17 protein-coding genes are annotated in these 19,754 nt (G+C 52.7%); 11 read left to right on the top strand and 6 right to left on the bottom strand.

The genetic code is table 11. From position 1 onward, the window contains the following. Positions 1 to 29 precede the first annotated feature (29 nt). The gene (gene btuF / locus ACLJZ5_RS15555; protein WP_000240674.1) at positions 30 to 830 is read right to left on the bottom strand and encodes a vitamin B12 ABC transporter substrate-binding protein BtuF; all 801 of its coding nucleotides are present in this window, start codon (positions 828 to 830) and stop codon (positions 30 to 32) included. Continuing rightward, positions 823 to 1,521, bottom strand: coding sequence for a 5'-methylthioadenosine/S-adenosylhomocysteine nucleosidase (gene mtnN / locus ACLJZ5_RS15550; RefSeq protein ID WP_000689824.1), 699 nt, complete (start codon positions 1,519 to 1,521; stop codon positions 823 to 825). The genes btuF and mtnN overlap by 8 nt, the downstream gene beginning before the upstream one ends. An 84-nt stretch (positions 1,522 to 1,605) precedes the next feature. Here mtnN and dgt point away from each other — a divergent pair, with 84 nt between their 5' ends. The 3 genes from dgt (at position 1,606) to cdaR (ending at position 5,990) form a co-directional block, all read left to right on the top strand. Next, positions 1,606 to 3,123, top strand: coding sequence for a dGTPase (dgt, locus tag ACLJZ5_RS15545; RefSeq protein ID WP_000146450.1), 1,518 nt, complete (start codon positions 1,606 to 1,608; stop codon positions 3,121 to 3,123). A 129-nt stretch (positions 3,124 to 3,252) separates the two neighbouring features. Further along, positions 3,253 to 4,680, top strand: a complete 1,428-nt coding sequence (gene degP, locus ACLJZ5_RS15540; protein ID WP_000753958.1) for a serine endoprotease DegP — start codon at positions 3,253 to 3,255, stop codon at positions 4,678 to 4,680. A 152-nt stretch (positions 4,681 to 4,832) separates the two neighbouring features. Further along, positions 4,833 to 5,990 (top strand): DNA-binding transcriptional regulator CdaR, encoded by a 1,158-nt coding sequence (gene cdaR, locus ACLJZ5_RS15535; protein ID WP_000929420.1) that lies wholly within the window; start codon positions 4,833 to 4,835, stop codon positions 5,988 to 5,990. Between the two features lie 88 nt (positions 5,991 to 6,078). Here cdaR and ACLJZ5_RS15530 read toward each other — a convergent pair whose 3' ends face one another. Further along, complete coding sequence (locus ACLJZ5_RS15530; protein ID WP_000272193.1) at positions 6,079 to 6,465, bottom strand: DUF3461 family protein; 387 nt, start codon at positions 6,463 to 6,465, stop codon at positions 6,079 to 6,081. Positions 6,466 to 6,711: 246 nt separating this feature from the next. Between ACLJZ5_RS15530 and ACLJZ5_RS15525 the strand changes: the two genes are divergently transcribed. Continuing rightward, positions 6,712 to 8,013 carry an MFS transporter gene (locus ACLJZ5_RS15525; protein WP_000017175.1) on the top strand — a complete coding sequence of 434 codons (1,302 nt, stop codon included), beginning with the start codon at positions 6,712 to 6,714 and terminating at the stop codon, positions 8,011 to 8,013. 36 nt (positions 8,014 to 8,049) lie between these two features. On the opposite strand, the gene dapD is transcribed toward ACLJZ5_RS15525, so the two are convergent. From dapD to map, 3 genes are all read right to left on the bottom strand, one after another. After that, positions 8,050 to 8,874, bottom strand: a complete 825-nt coding sequence (gene dapD / locus ACLJZ5_RS15520; protein WP_001186673.1) for a 2,3,4,5-tetrahydropyridine-2,6-dicarboxylate N-succinyltransferase — start codon at positions 8,872 to 8,874, stop codon at positions 8,050 to 8,052. Positions 8,875 to 8,903: 29 nt separating this feature from the next. Continuing rightward, positions 8,904 to 11,576 (bottom strand): bifunctional uridylyltransferase/uridylyl-removing protein GlnD, encoded by a 2,673-nt coding sequence (gene glnD, locus ACLJZ5_RS15515; RefSeq protein WP_001094519.1) that lies wholly within the window; start codon positions 11,574 to 11,576, stop codon positions 8,904 to 8,906. 237 nt (positions 11,577 to 11,813) lie between these two features. After that, positions 11,814 to 12,608 (bottom strand): type I methionyl aminopeptidase, encoded by a 795-nt coding sequence (gene map / locus ACLJZ5_RS15510; RefSeq protein ID WP_001018214.1) that lies wholly within the window; start codon positions 12,606 to 12,608, stop codon positions 11,814 to 11,816. A gap of 450 nt (positions 12,609 to 13,058) precedes the next feature. Between map and rpsB the strand changes: the two genes are divergently transcribed. From rpsB to cdsA, 7 genes are all read left to right on the top strand, one after another. After that, a complete protein-coding gene (rpsB, locus tag ACLJZ5_RS15505) occupies positions 13,059 to 13,784 on the top strand; it encodes a 30S ribosomal protein S2 (RefSeq protein WP_000246886.1) in 726 nt (241 codons plus the stop codon). Positions 13,785 to 14,041: 257 nt separating this feature from the next. Further along, on the top strand, positions 14,042 to 14,893 hold the full coding sequence (tsf, locus tag ACLJZ5_RS15500; RefSeq protein ID WP_000818123.1) for a translation elongation factor Ts: 852 nt from the start codon (positions 14,042 to 14,044) through the stop codon (positions 14,891 to 14,893). A 144-nt stretch (positions 14,894 to 15,037) separates the two neighbouring features. Next, positions 15,038 to 15,763, top strand: a complete 726-nt coding sequence (gene pyrH / locus ACLJZ5_RS15495; protein ID WP_000224567.1) for a UMP kinase — start codon at positions 15,038 to 15,040, stop codon at positions 15,761 to 15,763. Between the two features lie 146 nt (positions 15,764 to 15,909). Further along, on the top strand, positions 15,910 to 16,467 hold the full coding sequence (gene frr, locus ACLJZ5_RS15490; protein WP_000622423.1) for a ribosome recycling factor: 558 nt from the start codon (positions 15,910 to 15,912) through the stop codon (positions 16,465 to 16,467). Positions 16,468 to 16,608: 141 nt separating this feature from the next. Continuing rightward, positions 16,609 to 17,805 (top strand): 1-deoxy-D-xylulose-5-phosphate reductoisomerase, encoded by a 1,197-nt coding sequence (ispC, locus tag ACLJZ5_RS15485; protein WP_024798412.1) that lies wholly within the window; start codon positions 16,609 to 16,611, stop codon positions 17,803 to 17,805. A gap of 312 nt (positions 17,806 to 18,117) precedes the next feature. Then, positions 18,118 to 18,876, top strand: coding sequence for a (2E,6E)-farnesyl-diphosphate-specific ditrans,polycis-undecaprenyl-diphosphate synthase (ispU, locus tag ACLJZ5_RS15480; protein WP_000947413.1), 759 nt, complete (start codon positions 18,118 to 18,120; stop codon positions 18,874 to 18,876). Between the two features lie 12 nt (positions 18,877 to 18,888). Continuing rightward, complete coding sequence (cdsA, locus tag ACLJZ5_RS15475; protein ID WP_000922422.1) at positions 18,889 to 19,746, top strand: phosphatidate cytidylyltransferase; 858 nt, start codon at positions 18,889 to 18,891, stop codon at positions 19,744 to 19,746. Positions 19,747 to 19,754 lie beyond the last annotated feature (8 nt).

The raw sequence follows: 19,754 nt of genomic DNA, 5'->3' as shown, positions 1-19,754 counted from the left end.
TCCCCACTGGGAGCCTGGTAAGACAGGCTCTAATTCACCTGTGAAAGCGCATTACAGAGTTGTTTTGCGGCGAGGATAATACGCGGGCTTGCGCGTTCAAACCAGTCGCTGTTAAGCGGAATAACCGGAATTTTTAACAGGTTTCCCCAGTATTGTTCAATTTTGAGAATTTCGCCCGCTTTTCCGGCCACGATAATAGCCTGGGGATGCCTTGCCAGCACCTGTTCACGGCTGACTTGCGGCCACGGCACGCGGCTGTCAGCAAAGACGTTTTCTCCGCCGCAGGTCGTCAAAACCTGATGTTGAATAGACCCTTTACCACTGGTAAACAGAGGATTCATGCCAAACTGAAGAAAGACGCGCTTTTTAGCTTTACCGGCATACTCGGCGTTGAGCGCGGCGTACTCGTTTAGCAATGTCTGCGCTGCCTGCTGAGCCTTTTCCGGCTGCGGGCTCCAGGCGGCCAGTTGGCGGAGCGTGTCGGCGATCTGTTCGATGCTTACCGCGTCCACCCACATGACCTTAATACCTAATGACGTCAGTTGGTTTACCTGGCGTTCCGCATTACCGCCGCGCCAGGCGACGACCAGATCCGGCTTCAGCGCCACAATGCGTTCCAGATTCATTCCCTGCCAGGTAGAGACCTGTTCTATTTTTTGCGCTTCGGGCGGGTAGTCGGAATAGCTGCTGACGCCAACGGGCGTAATCCCGGCGGCAAAAGCGAGCTCCGTATTGGCGGGAGAGAGGGTAATTACGCGCGGCGCAGCGTAAAGCCACACCGGGAGCGTAAGCAGCAGGGCGACCAGCGCCCTGAACATTTGCTTAACCATGCGCCAGTTTCTGTACCAGCGTTTCGACCATCAGAGTCGACTGTTTCGCCGCCACCGCGAGGAATTCGTCAAAGCTGAGGTGCGATTGCTGATCGGCCACGTCAGAGATAGCGCGTACCACCACGAACGGCACGCTGAAGTTATAGCAGACGTGTGCGATAGCGGTGGCTTCCATCTCTACGGCGACCGCGTCGGGGAAGTTATGCCGAATTTTCGCCAGCCCGACAGAGCCGTTAATAAACGCGTCGCCGCTAACAATAAGGCCGCGTACCGCGTTCAGATTCAACTCCCTGATGCAGGATTCCGCGGCGGCGATCAGTTTGTCATCGGCCTTAAATCCGGCCGGACAGCCCGGTAATTGCCCGTATTCATAGCCGAAAGCGGTCACATCAGCGTCGTGGTAACGCGCTTCGTCAGAGACGACGATATCGCCGACCTTCAGCGTGGACGCCAGACCGCCTGCGGAACCGGTATTGATGATCACGTCCGGCTTGCAGTGCTCCAGAAGCAACGTTGCGCCCAGCGCCGCCGCGACTTTACCGATACCGGATTTCAGCAACGCCACTTCGGTGCCGTTCAACTGGCCAGTGTAAATTTCGCAGCCGCCCAGCGTAATCGTCTGACGGTTGTCAATTTTGTCACGCAGCAGCGTAACTTCTTCTTCCATTGCGCCAATGATGCCGATTTTCATAGATTTACTCGCGATAAGTCAGTTTTGGGGGCATAGTTTATCATGCGCTTATGGGGAAGCGCATTTCTCAGGCGGGGAGAGGATATGGCATCGATCGATTTCCGAAATAAAATTAACTGGCATCGTCGTTATCGTTCACCGCAGGGCGTAAAGACGGAACATGAGATCCTGCGGATTTTTGAAAGCGATCGCGGGCGGATTATCAACTCTCCGGCTATACGCCGTTTGCAGCAAAAAACGCAGGTTTTCCCGCTGGAGCGCAATGCCGCGGTGCGTACTCGCCTGACGCATTCGATGGAGGTGCAGCAGGTAGGGCGTTATATCGCGAAAGAGATTTTAAGCCGCCTGAAAGAGCAAAACCGACTGGAGGAGTACGGCCTGGACGCGCTGACCGGTCCCTTTGAAAGTATTGTGGAAATGGCCTGCCTGATGCACGACATCGGTAATCCGCCGTTCGGTCATTTTGGCGAGGCGGCGATCAATGACTGGTTTCGTCAGCGGCTGCATCCGGAAGATGCGGAAAGTCAGCCGCTCACGCATGATCGCTGTGTGGTTTCCTCGCTACGGTTACAGGAAGGCGAAGAAAATCTGAACGATATTCGCCGCAAAGTACGTCAGGATATCTGCCATTTTGAAGGCAATGCACAGGGAATTCGCCTGGTGCATACGCTCATGCGGATGAATCTTACCTGGGCGCAGGTTGGCGGAATTTTAAAATATACCCGTCCGGCATGGTGGCGAGGGCCGGTGCCGGATTCCCATCGCTATTTAATGAAGAAACCGGGCTATTATCTTTCTGAAGAGAAGTATATTGCGAGGTTACGTAAAGAACTTCAGTTAGCGCCTTACAGTCGCTTTCCATTAACGTGGATTATGGAAGCCGCAGATGATATTTCTTATTGTGTCGCCGATCTTGAAGACGCGGTAGAGAAAAGAATCTTTAGCGTTGAGCAGCTTTATCACCATTTATATCACGCGTGGGGCCACCATGAGAAGGATTCGCTGTTTGAGCTGGTGGTAGGAAATGCGTGGGAAAAATCACGCGCCAATACATTAAGCCGCAGTACCGAAGATCAGTTTTTTATGTATTTACGGGTAAATACATTAAATAAACTGGTGCCCTATGCCGCTCAGCGTTTTATTGATAATTTGCCGCAGATTTTTGCCGGTACCTTCAATCAGGCGCTGCTGGAAGATGCCAGCGGTTTTAGCCGCCTGCTTGAACTCTATAAGAATGTGGCGGTTGAACATGTGTTTAGCCATCCGGATGTAGAACAGCTTGAACTACAGGGATACCGGGTGATCAGCGGGTTATTAGATATCTATCAGCCGCTATTAAGCCTGTCGCTTAACGACTTTCGCGAGCTGGTGGAAAAAGAACGGTTGAAACGCTTCCCCATAGAATCGCGCTTATTTCAGAAACTTTCTACGCGCCATCGTTTGGCCTACGTGGAAGTCGTCAGTAAATTACCTACGGATTCGGCGGAGTACCCGGTACTGGAATATTATTATCGCTGTCGGTTGATTCAGGATTATATCAGCGGGATGACTGACCTTTACGCATGGGATGAATATCGGCGTTTGATGGCGGTCGAACAGTAAATGGACTTTTGTAAAGATGGACAATAAATTTTTACTTTTTCCAGAAACTTTGTTCCGGAACTTCGCGTTATAAAATGAATCTGACGTACACAGCAATTTTGCGTTACCTGTTAATCGAGATTGAAACACATGAAAAAAACCACATTAGCAATGAGTGCACTGGCTCTGAGTTTAGGTTTGGCATTGTCGCCTCTGTCTGCCACGGCGGCTGAAACGTCCTCTTCAGCAATGACTGCCCAGCAGATGCCAAGCCTGGCACCGATGCTCGAAAAAGTGATGCCATCGGTGGTCAGTATTAATGTAGAAGGTAGCACCACGGTGAATACGCCGCGTATGCCGCGTAATTTCCAGCAGTTCTTTGGCGATGACTCCCCGTTCTGCCAGGACGGTTCTCCGTTCCAGAATTCTCCGTTCTGCCAGGGCGGCGGTAACGGCGGCAACGGCGGTCAACAACAGAAATTCATGGCGCTGGGCTCCGGCGTAATTATTGACGCCGCGAAGGGCTACGTCGTTACCAACAACCACGTGGTTGATAACGCCAGCGTGATTAAAGTACAGCTTAGCGATGGGCGTAAATTCGATGCTAAAGTGGTGGGCAAAGATCCGCGTTCTGATATCGCACTGATTCAAATTCAGAATCCGAAGAACCTGACGGCGATTAAGCTGGCGGACTCCGACGCGCTGCGCGTGGGGGATTATACCGTCGCTATTGGTAACCCGTTTGGTCTGGGCGAAACGGTGACGTCAGGTATCGTTTCGGCGCTGGGGCGTAGCGGCCTGAACGTAGAAAATTATGAGAACTTTATTCAGACCGACGCCGCGATTAACCGTGGTAACTCCGGCGGCGCGCTGGTGAACCTGAACGGTGAGCTGATCGGTATTAACACCGCGATTCTGGCGCCGGACGGCGGCAACATCGGTATCGGCTTCGCTATCCCCAGTAACATGGTGAAGAATCTGACGTCGCAGATGGTGGAATACGGCCAGGTGAAACGCGGCGAACTGGGGATCATGGGGACTGAGCTGAATTCCGAATTGGCGAAAGCGATGAAAGTCGACGCCCAGCGTGGCGCGTTCGTCAGCCAGGTGATGCCGAATTCGTCCGCGGCGAAAGCGGGTATCAAAGCCGGGGATGTCATTACCTCGCTGAACGGTAAACCGATCAGCAGCTTTGCGGCGCTGCGCGCTCAGGTCGGCACTATGCCGGTCGGCAGCAAAATCAGCCTCGGTCTGCTGCGTGAAGGTAAAGCGATTACGGTTAATCTGGAACTGCAGCAGAGCAGCCAGAGTCAGGTTGATTCCAGCACCATCTTCAGTGGGATTGAAGGCGCTGAAATGAGCAATAAAGGCCAGGATAAAGGCGTTGTGGTGAGCAGCGTGAAAGCGAATTCACCCGCCGCGCAAATTGGCCTCAAAAAAGGTGATGTGATTATCGGCGCTAACCAGCAGCCGGTGAAAAATATCGCCGAGCTGCGTAAGATTCTCGACAGCAAGCCGTCAGTTCTGGCGCTGAATATTCAGCGTGGTGATAGTTCTATTTATTTGCTGATGCAGTAATCACCTTTGTCCCCCTTCCGCCATGGAAGGGGGCAACACTTTTCTGTGAAACCCCCCACAACTCCATACTTCTTTGCACTGTTTTGTGCATTTGCACAATGTCGAGACCTGTCATCTTCCTTATGCTTGTGCTCTGCTCACAGGAGGGATTTATGGCTGGCTGGCATCTTGATACCAAAATGGCGCAGGATATCGTGGCGCGCACTATGCGCATCATCGATACCAATATCAACGTAATGGATGCCCGCGGGCGCATTATCGGCAGCGGCGATCGGGAACGTATTGGTGAATTGCACGAAGGCGCGCTGTTAGTGCTGTCGCAGGGCCGGGTTGTGGATATCGACGACGCCGTGGCGCGACACCTGCACGGGGTGCGTCAGGGGATTAATCTTCCCTTACGCCTTGAGGGCGAAATTGTCGGCGTGATCGGCCTCACCGGCGAACCAGAGCACCTGCGTAAATATGGCGAACTGGTGTGTATGACTGCCGAAATGATGCTGGAGCAGTCGCGGTTAATGCACCTTTTGGCGCAGGATAGCCGTTTGCGCGAAGAGTTGGTGATGAACCTGATTCAGGCCGAAGAAAATACGCCGGCGCTGGTGGAATGGGCGCAGCGTTTGGGGATCGATTTGAACCAGCCGCGTGTGGCGGCGGTGGTGGAAGTCGACAGCGGCCAGCTTGGCGTCGATAGCGCAATGGCGGAACTTCAGCAGTTGCAGAATGCGCTTACCACGCCGGAGCGTAACAACCTGATAGCCATTGTTTCTCTCACCGAGATGGTGGTGCTCAAACCCGCCTTAAACTCGTTTGGTCGCTGGGATGCTGAAGATCATCGTAAGCGCGTAGAGCAGCTTATCTCGCGAATGAAAGAGAATGGTCAGCTACGTTTTCGCGTAGCGCTGGGCAATTACTTTACCGGGCCGGGCAGTATTGCACGCTCATACCGCACGGCGCGCACCACGATGATGGTCGGCAAACAGCGGATGCCAGAAAGCCGCAGCTATTTTTATCAGGATTTGATGCTGCCGGTTCTGTTAGATAGCCTGCGTGGCGGCTGGCAGGCCAATGAGCTGGCGCGCCCGCTGGTAAAACTCAAAGCGATGGATAACAACGGGTTATTACGTCGGACGCTGACGGCGTGGTTTCGCCATAATGTCCAGCCGCTGGCGACCTCTAAGGCGCTGTTTATTCATCGTAACACGCTGGAATATCGGCTAAATCGTATTTCGGAACTGACCGGGCTGGATTTGGGAAATTTTGACGATCGGCTGTTGCTGTATGTGGCGCTACAATTGGATGAACAGCGTTAAGCCCGGCGGCGCTACGCTTATCAGGCCTACGGGGATATATCTGTAGGCCGGATAAGGCGTAACACGTCGCCATCCGGCAACACACAGCTTACTTACGGGTAAGCTTGTCCAGATCGGCTTCGATTTCACTGATCTTATTCGCGACGACGCTTTCCAGGTGGCGCAAGTCGTCGAGGATCTTACGTTTGAGATCGAGTTCTGAGCGGTCGCGCTGGCAGATTTGGTCCAGCTCGTCAATCACATAGCGTAGGTTAGGGCTAATCTCCTGTACTTCTTTATAACCCTGACCGATGCCATCGGCCACCACCGTTTTACGCTGGCGTGGATACTTAAACTTCACGCTTTTAGCAAAGAATTCACCTCTATCCTTTTGAAAATAGATTTTCAGGATATCGTTATTGGCTTCTTGCCGCAGGCTGTAACGATCGATTTCCTCAGGATTGGTAATGCCCAGACTTTTTAGATTGTCATACATAGCGGTATCCTTCATCACACTATAACTTTTGAATAATTAACGAAAAGTTGGTTTTTCGCCACCAATGGATACAAAAAAAGCGCGGTTGATCGCAGAAGATGTCTCGGCAACGTAATGAGTAAAAGGGCGGTGGTTATTGATAGTTTAAGTAATTCAACGCGATATTCCGTTTATAGAGAAAGCGTTTGAGGTCAGTGTGGAAAATTGACCGGAGGTAGTGGTCGATAACCTTGAGAGGCGGAGTCTATGTCCGGAACGTATAATGCTACTATTCGCCGGGTGGTGATTTCCGCCTGGATAGGAAACTCCATTGAATATTATGATTTTCTATTATACGGCCTGGCAAGCGCGCTGGTATTTGGCCCGCTTTTTTTCCCTGGCGCCAGCCCATTGACTGCAACGTTATCTTCTTTTGCCAGTTTCGGCGTGGGATTTATTTCCCGGCCGCTGGGCGCGCTATTTTTTGGCAACAGGGGAGATACGCTTGGGCGTAAAAACACGTTATTAATCACGTTAGGGGGGATGGGCGCGGTCACGTTTCTCATCGGTTGCCTGCCTTCTTACGCCAGTATTGGCGCGCTGGCGCCTGCCTTACTGGTTATTCTGCGTTTTCTGCAGGGATTTATGGTTGGAGGCGAATGGGGAGGCGCCATGTTAATGGTCGTGGAATATGCTGCTGGAAAGCACCGGGGGCGGTTAAGCGCGCTATCGCAAACAGGAGGACTCACGGGACAATTATTGGCGACAGGCGCATTTATAGTCGTGACCCAATTACCGAAGGATGCGTTGTTATTGTGGGGATGGCGTATTCCTTTTCTGCTCAGTGCGCTTTTGGTGCTGCCTGGATTATATATGCGTCATCGTCTGGATGAGACGCCTGTCTTCCGTGCGTTTAAAAAGCAGCAGGCCATTAAGCATATGCAGCAAAAAGAAGAAAGGCCGGTGGTCAAAGTGGTACGAGAACAATGGCGCAGCATTTTGCTGATTATAATTCTACGTTTTGCGGAAAGCGTTCCCTTTTTTCTTGCCACCGTCTTCGCGGTTTCCTGGGCGACGACGCAGCTTGGGATTGCCAGCCTGACTATTCTGTACATTGTAATGTTCACCTGTCTGCTGGCGTATCCCATGCACGTGCTATTTGGCATCATGTCGGATCGGCGTGGCTGCCGTCAGGTGTATATTTTCGGCGCGCTTTTTGTCGCGGCAATGGCTTTTCCCTTTTTCTGGCTGCTGGAAAGCCGTTCGCTCATACTGATGACAATGGGCTACGTTCTGCTTATTAACATTGGTCATAATTCACTGAATGCTGTGCAACCTTCTTTTTTCGCCGGACTGTTTCATCCGCCTGTACGCTACAGCGGTTCATCAATTGGCGCTCAGTTGGGGGCGGTTGTGGCAGGGGGATTCACGCCGTTTATCGCTAAAGCGTTAAGCGCAGTCTATGATAACAGTTGGACGTTGGTTGCCGGTTATGTCGTTTTAACTGCGCTGGCTTCGGCGTTTGCGGCAAAGATTGCGCCGGAAACCGTGTTACCGCATTCGCCGTAATGCAAAGGGGGGCTGTCGCCCCCGCTTTTCACTCGCTTAATCAATAGTGCGCAATAATTCGTTAATGCCCACTTTGCCACGCGTTTTGGCGTCGACTTTTTTCACGATCACCGCGCAGTACAAACTGTACTTACCGTCTTTTGACGGCAGGTTGCCGGAAACGACCACGGAGCCCGCCGGTACGCGGCCATAGTGAACTTCACCGGTTTCGCGATCGTATATTTTGGTGCTCTGGCCGAGGTATACGCCCATGGAAATGACGGAACCTTCTTCGACAATGACGCCTTCCACGACTTCAGAACGCGCGCCAATAAAGCAGTTGTCTTCAATGATGGTCGGGTTAGCCTGCAGCGGCTCCAGTACGCCGCCGATACCCACGCCGCCGGAAAGGTGAACATTTTTACCAATCTGCGCGCAGGAACCCACCGTCGCCCAGGTGTCAACCATGGTGCCTTCGTCAACGTAGGCGCCGATGTTAACGTAAGACGGCATCAGCACGGTGTTGCGGGCGATAAATGCGCCCTGACGAACGGCCGCAGGCGGAACGACGCGGAAGCCTTCTTTTTGAAAACGCGCTTCGTCGTAATCAGCGAATTTCATCGGGACTTTATCGAAGTAGCGGCTTTCCGCACCGTCGATAACCTGGTTATCGTTAATACGGAAAGAGAGCAGAACCGCTTTCTTCAGCCACTGGTGAGTGACCCACTGACCGTCGATTTTTTCTGCGACACGCAGCGCGCCGGAATCAAGTAGAGAAATGACCTGGTTTACCGCCTCTCGGGTCACGGTATCTACATTAGCCGGCGTAATATCGGCGCGGCGCTCAAAAGCGGTCTCAATAACGTTCTGTAACTGCTGCATTGTTAAACTCTTTCATATAAATAAACACACTACCCTTTATCGTTTGGATTGAGGGCCGCTGTCAACCGTTGTTGCACCTCAAGTTGCAGCACATTATTAAGCGCGCGCCGATCCGCTGTGGCGATTATGAATAAATCTTCTACTCGTTCACCAATGGTTGTAATTCGGGCGCCATGAAGCGAAATTCCCAGATCGGCAAAAATTTGTCCGACCCTGGCCAGCAGACCAGGTTGATCGAGCGCGATCAATTCCATGAATGATTTTCTGTCAGTATGGGTGGGCAGAAAATTGACTTCCGTTTCGACCGTAAAGTGCCGTAACTTTGCCGGTTGCCGACGCGGCTGCGGCGGCTGCCAGCTACGCTGCGTAATGGTCTGTTCAAGTCCGGTGCGAATAACGTCATGGCGATCCGCCGCCAGCGGGCTGCCGTCTGGTTCCAGAACGATAAACGTATCCATTGCCATGCCGTCGCGAGTGGTAAAGATCTGCGCGTCATGGACGCTTAAATTACGCCTGTCCAGCTCGGCGCAGACGGCGGCAAACAGATAGGGTCTGTCCGGACTCCAGATAAAAATTTCGGTTCCGCCGCGCGTGGCCTGCGGACTGAGCAACACTAACGGTTGGCGCAGATCGTGCTGCAATAAATGGCGTGCGTGCCAGGCGAGCTGATTTGGACTATGACGAACAAAATAGTTAGCGCGACAGCGGGTCCAGATTTTGTGCAGCGCGGCTTCATCAATATTGTCCATTCGCAGTAGCGCCAGCGCCTGAAGCTGATGGTGACGCACGCGCTCACGCATATCCGGCGTATTTTGCATTCCACGTCTGAGCTGTTTTTCAGTGGCGAAGTACAGCTCGCGCAGCAGGCTCTGTTTCCAGCTATTCCACAAGGTTTCGTTGGTCGCGCAGATGTCCGCGACGGTCAGGCAGACCAGAAAACGCAGCCGTGTTTCGGTTTGCACCTCTTCGGCAAACTGCTTGATGACTTCCGGATCCTGGATGTCGCGGCGCTGGGCGGTGACTGACATCAGCAGGTGTTGGCGCACCAGCCAGGCGACCAGTTGCGTTTCGCGTGAGTTCAAACCGTGCAGTTCGGCGAAGGTGAGTACATCCTGCGCGCCCAGTACCGAATGGTCGCCGCCGCGACCTTTCGCAATATCGTGGAACAGCGCGGCGATCAGGATCAGTTCCGGATGGGGAAGCCGCGGCCAGAGATCGACGCATAGCGGATGGCGCTGGCGCGTCTCTTCTTTCGCGAAGCTCTCCAGTTTGAGCATTACGCGGATGGTGTGTTCATCCACCGTGTATGCGTGGAACAGGTCAAACTGCATTTGTCCGACGATGTGCGACCACTGCGGCATATAAGCCCACAGTACGCTGTGGCGATGCATAGGCAGCAGGCCGCGGCTGACCGCGCCGGGATGGCGCAGCATACTAAGAAACAGAGTGCGCGCCTCCGGGATGTAACACAGCGGTTGGCTCAGGTGGCGGCGGGCGTGGCGCAAATGGCGTAACGTCGTAGAGTAGATGCCGGTGATCGCGCTATTGCGCACCATCATATAAAACATCCGCAGGATCGCTTGCGGTTCGCGGATAAACAGCGTGTCGTCACGCAGATCAATGAGCGTGCCGCGCAGTTGAAACTCATCGTCAACAGGACGTGGTTTTTCATCCGCAGGCAGCGCCAGAATCGCCTCGTCAAATAGCTGAAGCAGCATCTGATTAAGTTCGCTCACCCGACGCGTAACCCGGAAGTAGTCTTTCATCATCCGCTCAACCGGATCATTGCCCTCGCCGCTGTAGTTAAGGCGTTGAGCGACGCTTAACTGGCGGTCGAACAGCAGGCGGTTATCGTAGCGGCTGACCACCAGATGTAGCGCAAAGCGAATGCGCCACAGGATATGCAGGCACTCGTTGAGCTCCGCGCGCTCAGCCGGGGTTAAAAAGCCGAACCCCACCATCTCATCGAGCGAGGTGGCGCCGAAGTGACGTCGGGCGACCCACTGCAATGTATGGATATCGCGCAGGCCGCCGGGGCTGCTTTTAATATCCGGCTCCAGATTATAGCTGGTGCCGTGATAGCGCTGGTGGCGCTGGTTCTGCTCTTCTACTTTGGCGGCGTAAAATTTGTCGGACGGCCAAAAACCTTCGCTGAAAATATGTTTTTGCAGTGCCAGAAACAGAGCGACATCACCGATCAGCAGACGCGTTTCGATGAGGTTTGTCGCAACGGTTAAATCAGACAGACCTTCCAGCAGACACTCTTCCAGCGTACGTACGCTATGTCCGACATCCAGCTTGACGTCCCATAATAAAGTCAGCAGTTCGCCGACCTTTTGCGCCTGTTCATCGGGCAGCTTTTTGCGGCTTAAAATGAGCAGATCAATATCGGAAAGCGGATGCAGTTCGCCGCGTCCATAGCCGCCGACGGCGACCAGCGCCAGATCGGCAATCTGACCGAAACCGGCCTCAATCCACAGGCGTTGCAACAACTGGTCGATAAATTCGGTACGAGCTTCAATAAGCTGTTCAGCACAAATGCCGCTGTCAAATGCCTCGCCCAGCCAGTGTTGAAAGATGTCGATGCGGGCTTTGATACCAGCGACGGTCAGTTCAGCGCGCGGCCAGACGCCAGGGTTTTGCGGCTGGTCCGGGAGGGTGGGGAGTGCGGTATTCGCGTGCTGTTCAGGAAGAGTATTCATATGCGCCACCCATTAAAAAGCCGGATAATGGCGTGAACGCCTTATCCGGCCTACGTATTTACTCTTCATCCTTCAAGTTGCTTCTACGTTGGCTGCGCTCGTTCACTCCAGTCACGTACTTATGTACGCTCCTGAAGATTCACTCTCTTGCCGCCTTGAGGCAACTCGAATGATTTTGAGTAAAGGAGTAATTTGTAGGCCTGATAAGATGCGAAGGCATCGCCATCAGGCAAAACATTATTCGTCGTGTGTGATGATCGCCGGGATGGTGTCATCTTTACGCAGCGTCAGAATTTCACAGCCGTTTTCCGTTACCACAATAGTATGCTCGTACTGAGCAGACAAGCTGCGGTCTTTGGTTTTTACCGTCCAGCCGTCTTTCATGGTGCGGATACGGTAATCCCCGGCGTTCAGCATCGGTTCAATGGTAAAGGTCATGCCAGGCTGCAACACGACGCCGCCATCGTCTGCATCATAATGCAGCACCTGCGGTTCTTCATGGAAGCCGCGACCAATACCGTGTCCGCAGTATTCACGTACCACGGAGAAACCTTCGCCTTCGGCATATTTCTGGATGGCGGCACCAATGGTGCGCAGGCGAATGCCCGGTTTCACCATTTTGATGCCCAGATACAGGCTCTCTTGCGTGACGCGGCACAGACGCTCGCCCAGAATGGTCGGTTTGCCGACGATAAACATCTTCGAGGTATCGCCGTGGAATTCATCTTTAATCACGGTCACGTCGATGTTGACGATATCACCATCTTTCAAATGTTTAGCGTCATCCGGAATGCCGTGGCACACCACTTCATTAATAGAGATACAGACGGATTTCGGATAGCCGTGGTAGCCGAGGCAGGCGGAGATCGCGTGTTGTTCGTTAACGATGTAATCGTTACAGATACGGTCCAGTTCGCCAGTGGTGACGCCCGGTTTGATATACGGTTCGATCATTTCCAGCACTTCGGCTGCCAGACGGCCCGCGACGCGCATTTTTTCGATGTCTTCAGATGTCTTGATTGAGATAGCCATGAATTCTGTCCATCAGTGCCGATGATTTCGGCAATAATTGTGTAAGTGCTGACAATGGTATCAGTCAGGGGTGTACCCTGCCAAATTGAGAATCATTCTGAACTTCGCCTTTCGTGCCACAGGTGCGTTGGCGACATTTTTTCACCCCAGTCACTTACTGGTCGTAAGCTCCCGGGGATTCAGAAATTTGCCGCCTGCCTGTAACACGAAATTCATCGTTCAATTCAGCACTGAGTGCCAACAATTATTGGTGTCGGTGGCGTATTTGTGGTATAAAGCGCGCCGGACTTCCGATCCATTCGAAGACTACACACGATGGACGGGAGCGACAAATCTCACTTTGTGTAACAACACACACGTATCGGCACATATTCCGGGGTGCCCTTTGGGGTCGGTAATATGGGATACGTGGAGGCATAACCCCAACTTAATCTATAGAGGTTTTAAATCATGGCAACTGTTTCCATGCGCGACATGCTCAAGGCTGGTGTTCACTTTGGTCACCAGACCCGTTACTGGAACCCGAAAATGAAGCCTTTCATCTTCGGCGCGCGTAACAAAGTTCACATCATCAACCTTGAGAAAACTGTACCGATGTTCAACGAAGCTCTGGCTGAACTGAACAAGATCTCTGCTCGTAAAGGTAAAATCCTTTTCGTTGGTACTAAACGCGCTGCAAGCGAAGCGGTGAAAGAAGCTGCTAACAGCTGCGACCAGTTCTTCGTGAACCATCGCTGGCTGGGCGGTATGCTGACTAACTGGAAAACAGTTCGTCAGTCCATCAAACGTCTGAAAGACCTGGAAACTCAGTCTCAGGACGGTACTTTCGAAAAGCTGACCAAGAAAGAAGCGCTGATGCGTACTCGTGAGCTTGAGAAACTGGAAAACAGCCTGGGCGGTATCAAAGACATGGGCGGTCTGCCGGACGCTCTGTTCGTTATCGATGCTGACCACGAGCACATTGCTATCAAAGAAGCGAACAACCTGGGTATCCCGGTATTTGCTATCGTTGATACCAACTCTGATCCGGACGGCGTTGACTTCGTTATCCCGGGTAACGATGACGCAATCCGTGCTGTTAGCCTGTACCTGGGCGCTGTCGCTGCAACCGTTCGTGAAGGCCGTTCTCAGGATCTGGCTTCCCAGGCGGAAGAAAGCTTCGTAGAAGCCGAGTAATAAGGCTTGATAACTCCCTAAAATAGTTCGAGTTGCAGGAAGGCGGCAAGCTCGAGAATTCCCGGGAGCTTACATCAGTAAGTGACCGGGATGAGCGAGTGAAGGCAACGCACCTGCGGCTCGAAATATGAAGGGGAGAGCCCTTATAGACCAGGTAGTATCACGTTTGGTTAGGGGGCCTGTATATGGCCCCCTTTTTCACTTTTATATCTGTGCGGTTTGATGCCGGGCAGATCAAATCTTTCGAGGATTTTAGAATGGCTGAAATTACCGCATCCCTGGTAAAAGAGCTGCGTGAGCGTACTGGCGCAGGCATGATGGATTGCAAAAAAGCGCTGACTGAAGCGAATGGCGACATTGAGCTGGCAATCGAAAACATGCGTAAGTCCGGCGCTATCAAAGCGGCGAAAAAAGCAGGCAACGTGGCTGCTGACGGCGTAATCAAAACCAAAATCAACGGCAACGTCGCTTTCATTCTGGAAGTTAACTGCCAGACTGACTTCGTGGCTAAAGATGCTGGCTTCCAGGCATTTGCTGACAAAGTGCTGGACGCCGCTGTTGCTGGCAAAATCACTGACGTAGAAGTCCTGAAAGCGCAGTTCGAAGAAGAGCGCGTTGCTCTGGTAGCGAAAATTGGCGAGAACATCAACATTCGTCGCGTAGCTTCCCTGGAAGGCGACGTTCTGGGTTCTTACCAGCACGGTGCGCGCATCGGCGTTCTGGTTGCCGCTAAAGGCGCTGACGAAGAGCTGGTTAAACAGCTGGCGATGCACGTTGCGGCAAGCAAGCCGGAATTCGTTAAGCCGGAAGACGTGTCTGCTGACGTGGTAGAGAAAGAGTACCAGGTACAGCTGGACATCGCGATGCAGTCCGGTAAGCCGAAAGAAATCGCAGAGAAAATGGTTGAAGGCCGCATGAAGAAATTCACCGGCGAAGTTTCTCTGACTGGTCAGCCTTTCGTCATGGAACCGAGCAAATCTGTTGGCCAACTGCTGAAAGAGCACAACGCTGACGTGACTGGCTTCATCCGCTTTGAAGTGGGCGAAGGCATTGAGAAAGTCGAGACTGACTTTGCAGCAGAAGTTGCTGCGATGTCTAAGCAGTCCTGATTTTCCTGAGGAGCCGCCTGAGGGCGGCTTCTTTTTGCGCCTCTCTTGTAAAATCAGCCGACGCCTGGCGTCTGCGCTGAAATGCGACGTACAATGTCGCCGGAATTAACTCATATCAATCGTTGACAGTCTCAGGAAAGAAACATGGCTACCAATGCAAAACCCGTCTATAAACGCATTCTGCTTAAATTAAGCGGCGAAGCTCTGCAGGGTACGGAAGGCTTCGGTATTGATGCAAGCATACTGGATCGTATGGCTCAGGAGATCAAAGAACTGGTTGAACTGGGTATTCAGGTTGGTGTGGTGATTGGCGGTGGTAACCTGTTCCGTGGCGCGGGTCTGGCAAAAGCGGGGATGAACCGCGTTGTGGGCGACCACATGGGCATGTTGGCCACCGTCATGAACGGCCTGGCAATGCGTGATGCGCTTCACCGCGCCTATGTGAACGCCCGCCTGATGTCGGCAATTCCTTTAAACGGCGTGTGCGACAACTACAGTTGGGCCGAGGCGATTAGCCTGCTGCGTAATAACCGTGTTGTGATTCTGTCTGCAGGTACGGGTAACCCGTTCTTCACTACCGACTCTGCGGCCTGTCTGCGCGGGATCGAAATTGAAGCGGATGTCGTACTGAAAGCGACCAAAGTGGATGGCGTATTCACTGCCGATCCGGCAAAAGATCCTTCCGCGACCATGTACGATCAGCTGACCTACAGCGAAGTGCTGGATAAAGAGCTGAAAGTGATGGATCTGGCGGCGTTCACGCTGGCTCGTGACCACAAACTGCCGATTCGTGTTTTCAACATGAACAAACCAGGCGCGCTGCGTCGTGTGGTGATGGGCGAAAAAGAAGGGACGTTAATCACGGAATAATTCCCGTGAGCGCCAAATACGGGTAAGATTCTGTTCTATTGACGGGTCTTATTACCTGGCAGAAATTAAACGAGACTATACTTAGCACATCTTTGTATTGTGTGACCGTCTGGTCTGACTGAGACTAGTTTTCAAGGATTCGTAACGTGATTAGCGATATCAGAAAAGATGCTGAAGTACGCATGGAAAAATGCGTTGAAGCGTTCAAAACCCAAATCAGCAAAGTGCGCACGGGTCGTGCTTCTCCCAGCCTGCTGGATGGTATTGTCGTAGAATACTATGGCACTCCGACCCCGCTGCGTCAGTTGGCAAGCGTAACGGTAGAAGACTCCCGTACCTTAAAAATTAACGTGTTTGACCGTTCTATGGGGCCAGCCGTTGAAAAAGCGATCATGGCGTCAGACCTCGGTTTGAATCCAAGCTCTGCGGGCACCGACATTCGCGTTCCGCTGCCGCCGCTGACCGAAGAACGTCGTAAAGATCTGACGAAAATTGTCCGTGGCGAAGCGGAGCAGGCGCGTGTCGCCGTTCGTAACGTCCGCCGTGATGCGAACGATAAAGTAAAAGCTCTGCTGAAAGATAAAGCGATCAGTGAAGATGACGATCGTCGCTCTCAGGAAGAAGTACAGAAAATGACCGACGCGGCAATTAAGAAAGTTGATGCGGCGTTGGCAGATAAAGAAGCAGAACTGATGCAGTTCTGATTGATCTGTACGCAGATATAAACTCATTCCACCGCTAAACCTGGCGGATGAGTGGTGTACAAAGCGCCGCGCAGAAGACATTATCAGGTCTCCTGTGCGGCGTTTTGCTTTTTATTCCGTTTCAACACTTCTGGACGTTTCATGAAGCAATTAACCATTCTGGGCTCGACCGGCTCTATTGGTTGCAGCACACTGGACGTGGTGCGCCATAATCCTGATAGCTTCCACGTTATCGCGCTGGTGGCGGGTAAAAATGTCGCCCGCATGGCGGAGCAGTGCCTGGAATTCTCGCCGCGTTATGCCGTGATGGACGATACGTCGAGCGCAGAACAGCTCAAAATAATGCTTCAGCAGCATGGCAGTCGCACCGAGGTTCTGAGCGGTCAGCAGGCTGCCTGTGAGATGGCGGCGCTTGATGAGGTCGGGCATGTGATGGCGGCCATTGTGGGCGCGGCTGGTTTACTGCCGACCCTGGCGGCGATTCGCGCAGGGAAGACGATTCTGCTGGCGAATAAAGAATCGCTGGTGACCTGCGGGCGGCTGTTTATGGACGAAGTAAAACGCAGCAACGCCCGGCTTTTACCCGTCGATAGCGAACATAACGCGATTTTTCAGAGTTTGCCGCAATCTATTCAGCATAATCTGGGATACGCTGACCTTGAGCAAAATGGCGTAACGTCGATTTTGCTTACCGGGTCTGGTGGCCCGTTTCGTGAAACGCCAATGTGCGATCTGGCAGCGATGACGCCAGATCAGGCATGTCGTCATCCGAACTGGTCGATGGGGAGAAAAATCTCCGTCGACTCCGCCACCATGATGAATAAAGGTCTGGAATACATTGAAGCGCGTTGGTTATTTAATGCCAGCGCACGTCAGATGGAAGTGTTGATCCATCCGCAATCGGTCATTCATTCGATGGTGCGTTATCAGGACGGCAGCGTCCTGGCGCAGCTTGGAGAACCTGACATGCGTACGCCTATTGCGCATACGATGGCATGGCCGAATCGCGTCACGTCCGGCGCGCAGCCGCTCGATTTTTGCAAACTCAGCGCGCTGACGTTTAGCGCGCCAGATTATCAGCGTTATCCGTGCCTGAAGCTGGCTATGGAGGCGTTTGAGCAAGGTCAGGCGGCAACGACGGCGCTCAATGCGGCAAACGAAATCACCGTTGCCGCGTTTCTGGCGCAACAGATTCGTTTTACCGATATCGCCGGGCTCAATTTAGCGGTGCTGGAGAGGATGGATTTACAGGAACCGGCAAGCGTTGAGGACGTATTGCAGGTTGACGCCATCGCGCGTGAAGTAGCCAGAAAACAAGTGATACGGCTCTCACGCTGACGATTATCCCGCGACAGAAGATCGTGCTATTTGTTAGCGTTGGGCTTCGGTGATATAGTCTGCGCCACCTGATCGCAGGTTTTTGGCTTTTTTCGGTCAGGTTAGCCGTGGTTTTACACGGCTTTTTTGTGGATACACAAAATCATTCAGGACGCATCGGGACGGCAGGCGAGTACGTTCCCGGCGTGCGCAGACAGCGCATGACAGGGGCGATGACGCGCAGCCATCCGTGAAGCGAACCGAAGAGAATGTGTATAAAGGCTTCAGTATTCCTGAGTACCGCTAAATCCTTTCAGGGACAAAAAACGCGTTATGTTGTCTGCAACTCAACCAGTAAGCGAAAATTTGCCAGCGCATGGCTGCCGTCATGTTGCAATAATTATGGATGGCAATGGTCGCTGGGCGAAAAAGCAAGGGAAGATCCGGGCCTTTGGGCATAAAGCCGGGGCGAAGTCCGTCCGGCGAGCGGTCTCTTTTGCTGCCAATAACGGTATTGATGCGTTAACGCTGTATGCCTTTAGTAGTGAAAACTGGAACCGACCGGCGCAGGAAGTGAGCGCGTTAATGGAGCTGTTTGTGTGGGCGCTGGATAGCGAAGTCAAAAGCCTGCACCGCCATAACGTTCGCCTGCGTATTATCGGCGATATCAGCCGATTCAACTCACGTTTACAAGAACGTATTCGCAAATCAGAAGCGCTTACCGCCCATAATACGGGTCTAACGCTGAATATTGCTGCGAATTACGGCGGACGTTGGGATATTGTCCAGGGAGTCCGACAACTGGCGGAACAGGTGCAGGCTGGAGTGCTGCGCCCCGATCAGATTGATGAAGAGAGACTAGGCCAGCAAATCTGTATGCATGAGCTGGCGCCTGTGGATTTAGTAATTAGGACTGGGGGAGAGCATCGCATTAGTAACTTTTTGCTTTGGCAAATTGCCTATGCCGAACTTTACTTTACGGATGTTCTTTGGCCCGATTTCGATGAACAAGACTTTGAAGGTGCGCTGCATGCCTTTGCTAATCGAGAGCGTCGTTTCGGCGGTACCGAGCCTGGTGATGACAAAGCCTGATGGGGGTTGCTTTTGCTGAAGTATCGCCTGATTTCTGCTTTTGTGTTAATACCCGCGGTCATCGCTGCGCTTTTTTTATTGCCGCCGGTGGGGTTCGCTATTATTACGCTGGTTGTCTGTATGCTGGCCGCGTGGGAATGGGGACAGTTAAGCGGTTTCGCCGCGCGTTCACAGCGGGTTTGGCTGGCGGTGCTGTGTGGTCTGTTATTGGCGCTGATGCTATTTTTGTTGCCTGAGTATCATCACAACATTCGTCAACCGCTGGTTGAGATGTCGCTTTGGGCATCGTTAGGATGGTGGGTTGTCGCGCTACTGCTGGTGCTATTTTATCCCGGTTCGGCGGCAATCTGGCGCAACTCAAAAACATTGCGTCTCATTTTCGGTTTGTTAACTATTGTGCCATTTTTCTGGGGAATGCTGGCGCTGCGCGCCTGGCACTATGACGAGAATCATTACAGTGGCGCAATATGGCTACTCTATGTCATGATCCTGGTCTGGGGAGCGGACTCTGGCGCGTATATGTTTGGTAAATTATTTGGCAAACATAAGCTGGCGCCGAAGGTTTCCCCGGGTAAAACCTGGCAAGGGTTTATCGGCGGGCTTGCTACGGCTGCCGTGATCTCATGGGGTTACGGTATGTGGGCGAATCTGAATGTTGCGCCTGTTATCTTGCTGATTTGCTCTGTGGTGGCGGCTCTGGCTTCTGTACTGGGCGACCTCACCGAGAGTATGTTTAAGCGCGAAGCAGGAATTAAGGATAGCGGCCACTTGATTCCAGGCCATGGCGGCATTCTGGACCGAATTGACAGCCTGACGGCTGCCGTACCGGTCTTTGCTTGCCTGTTGTTACTGGTGTTCAGGACGCTCTAACGGAAGGT

Origin of the sequence: Salmonella sp. 5800 (assembly GCF_046558195.1) — a bacterium.
GTDB lineage: Bacteria > Pseudomonadota > Gammaproteobacteria > Enterobacterales > Enterobacteriaceae > Salmonella > Salmonella enterica.
The sequence above is the reverse complement of the archived record's forward strand: the minus strand, read 5'-3'. Positions and strand labels throughout refer to the sequence as shown.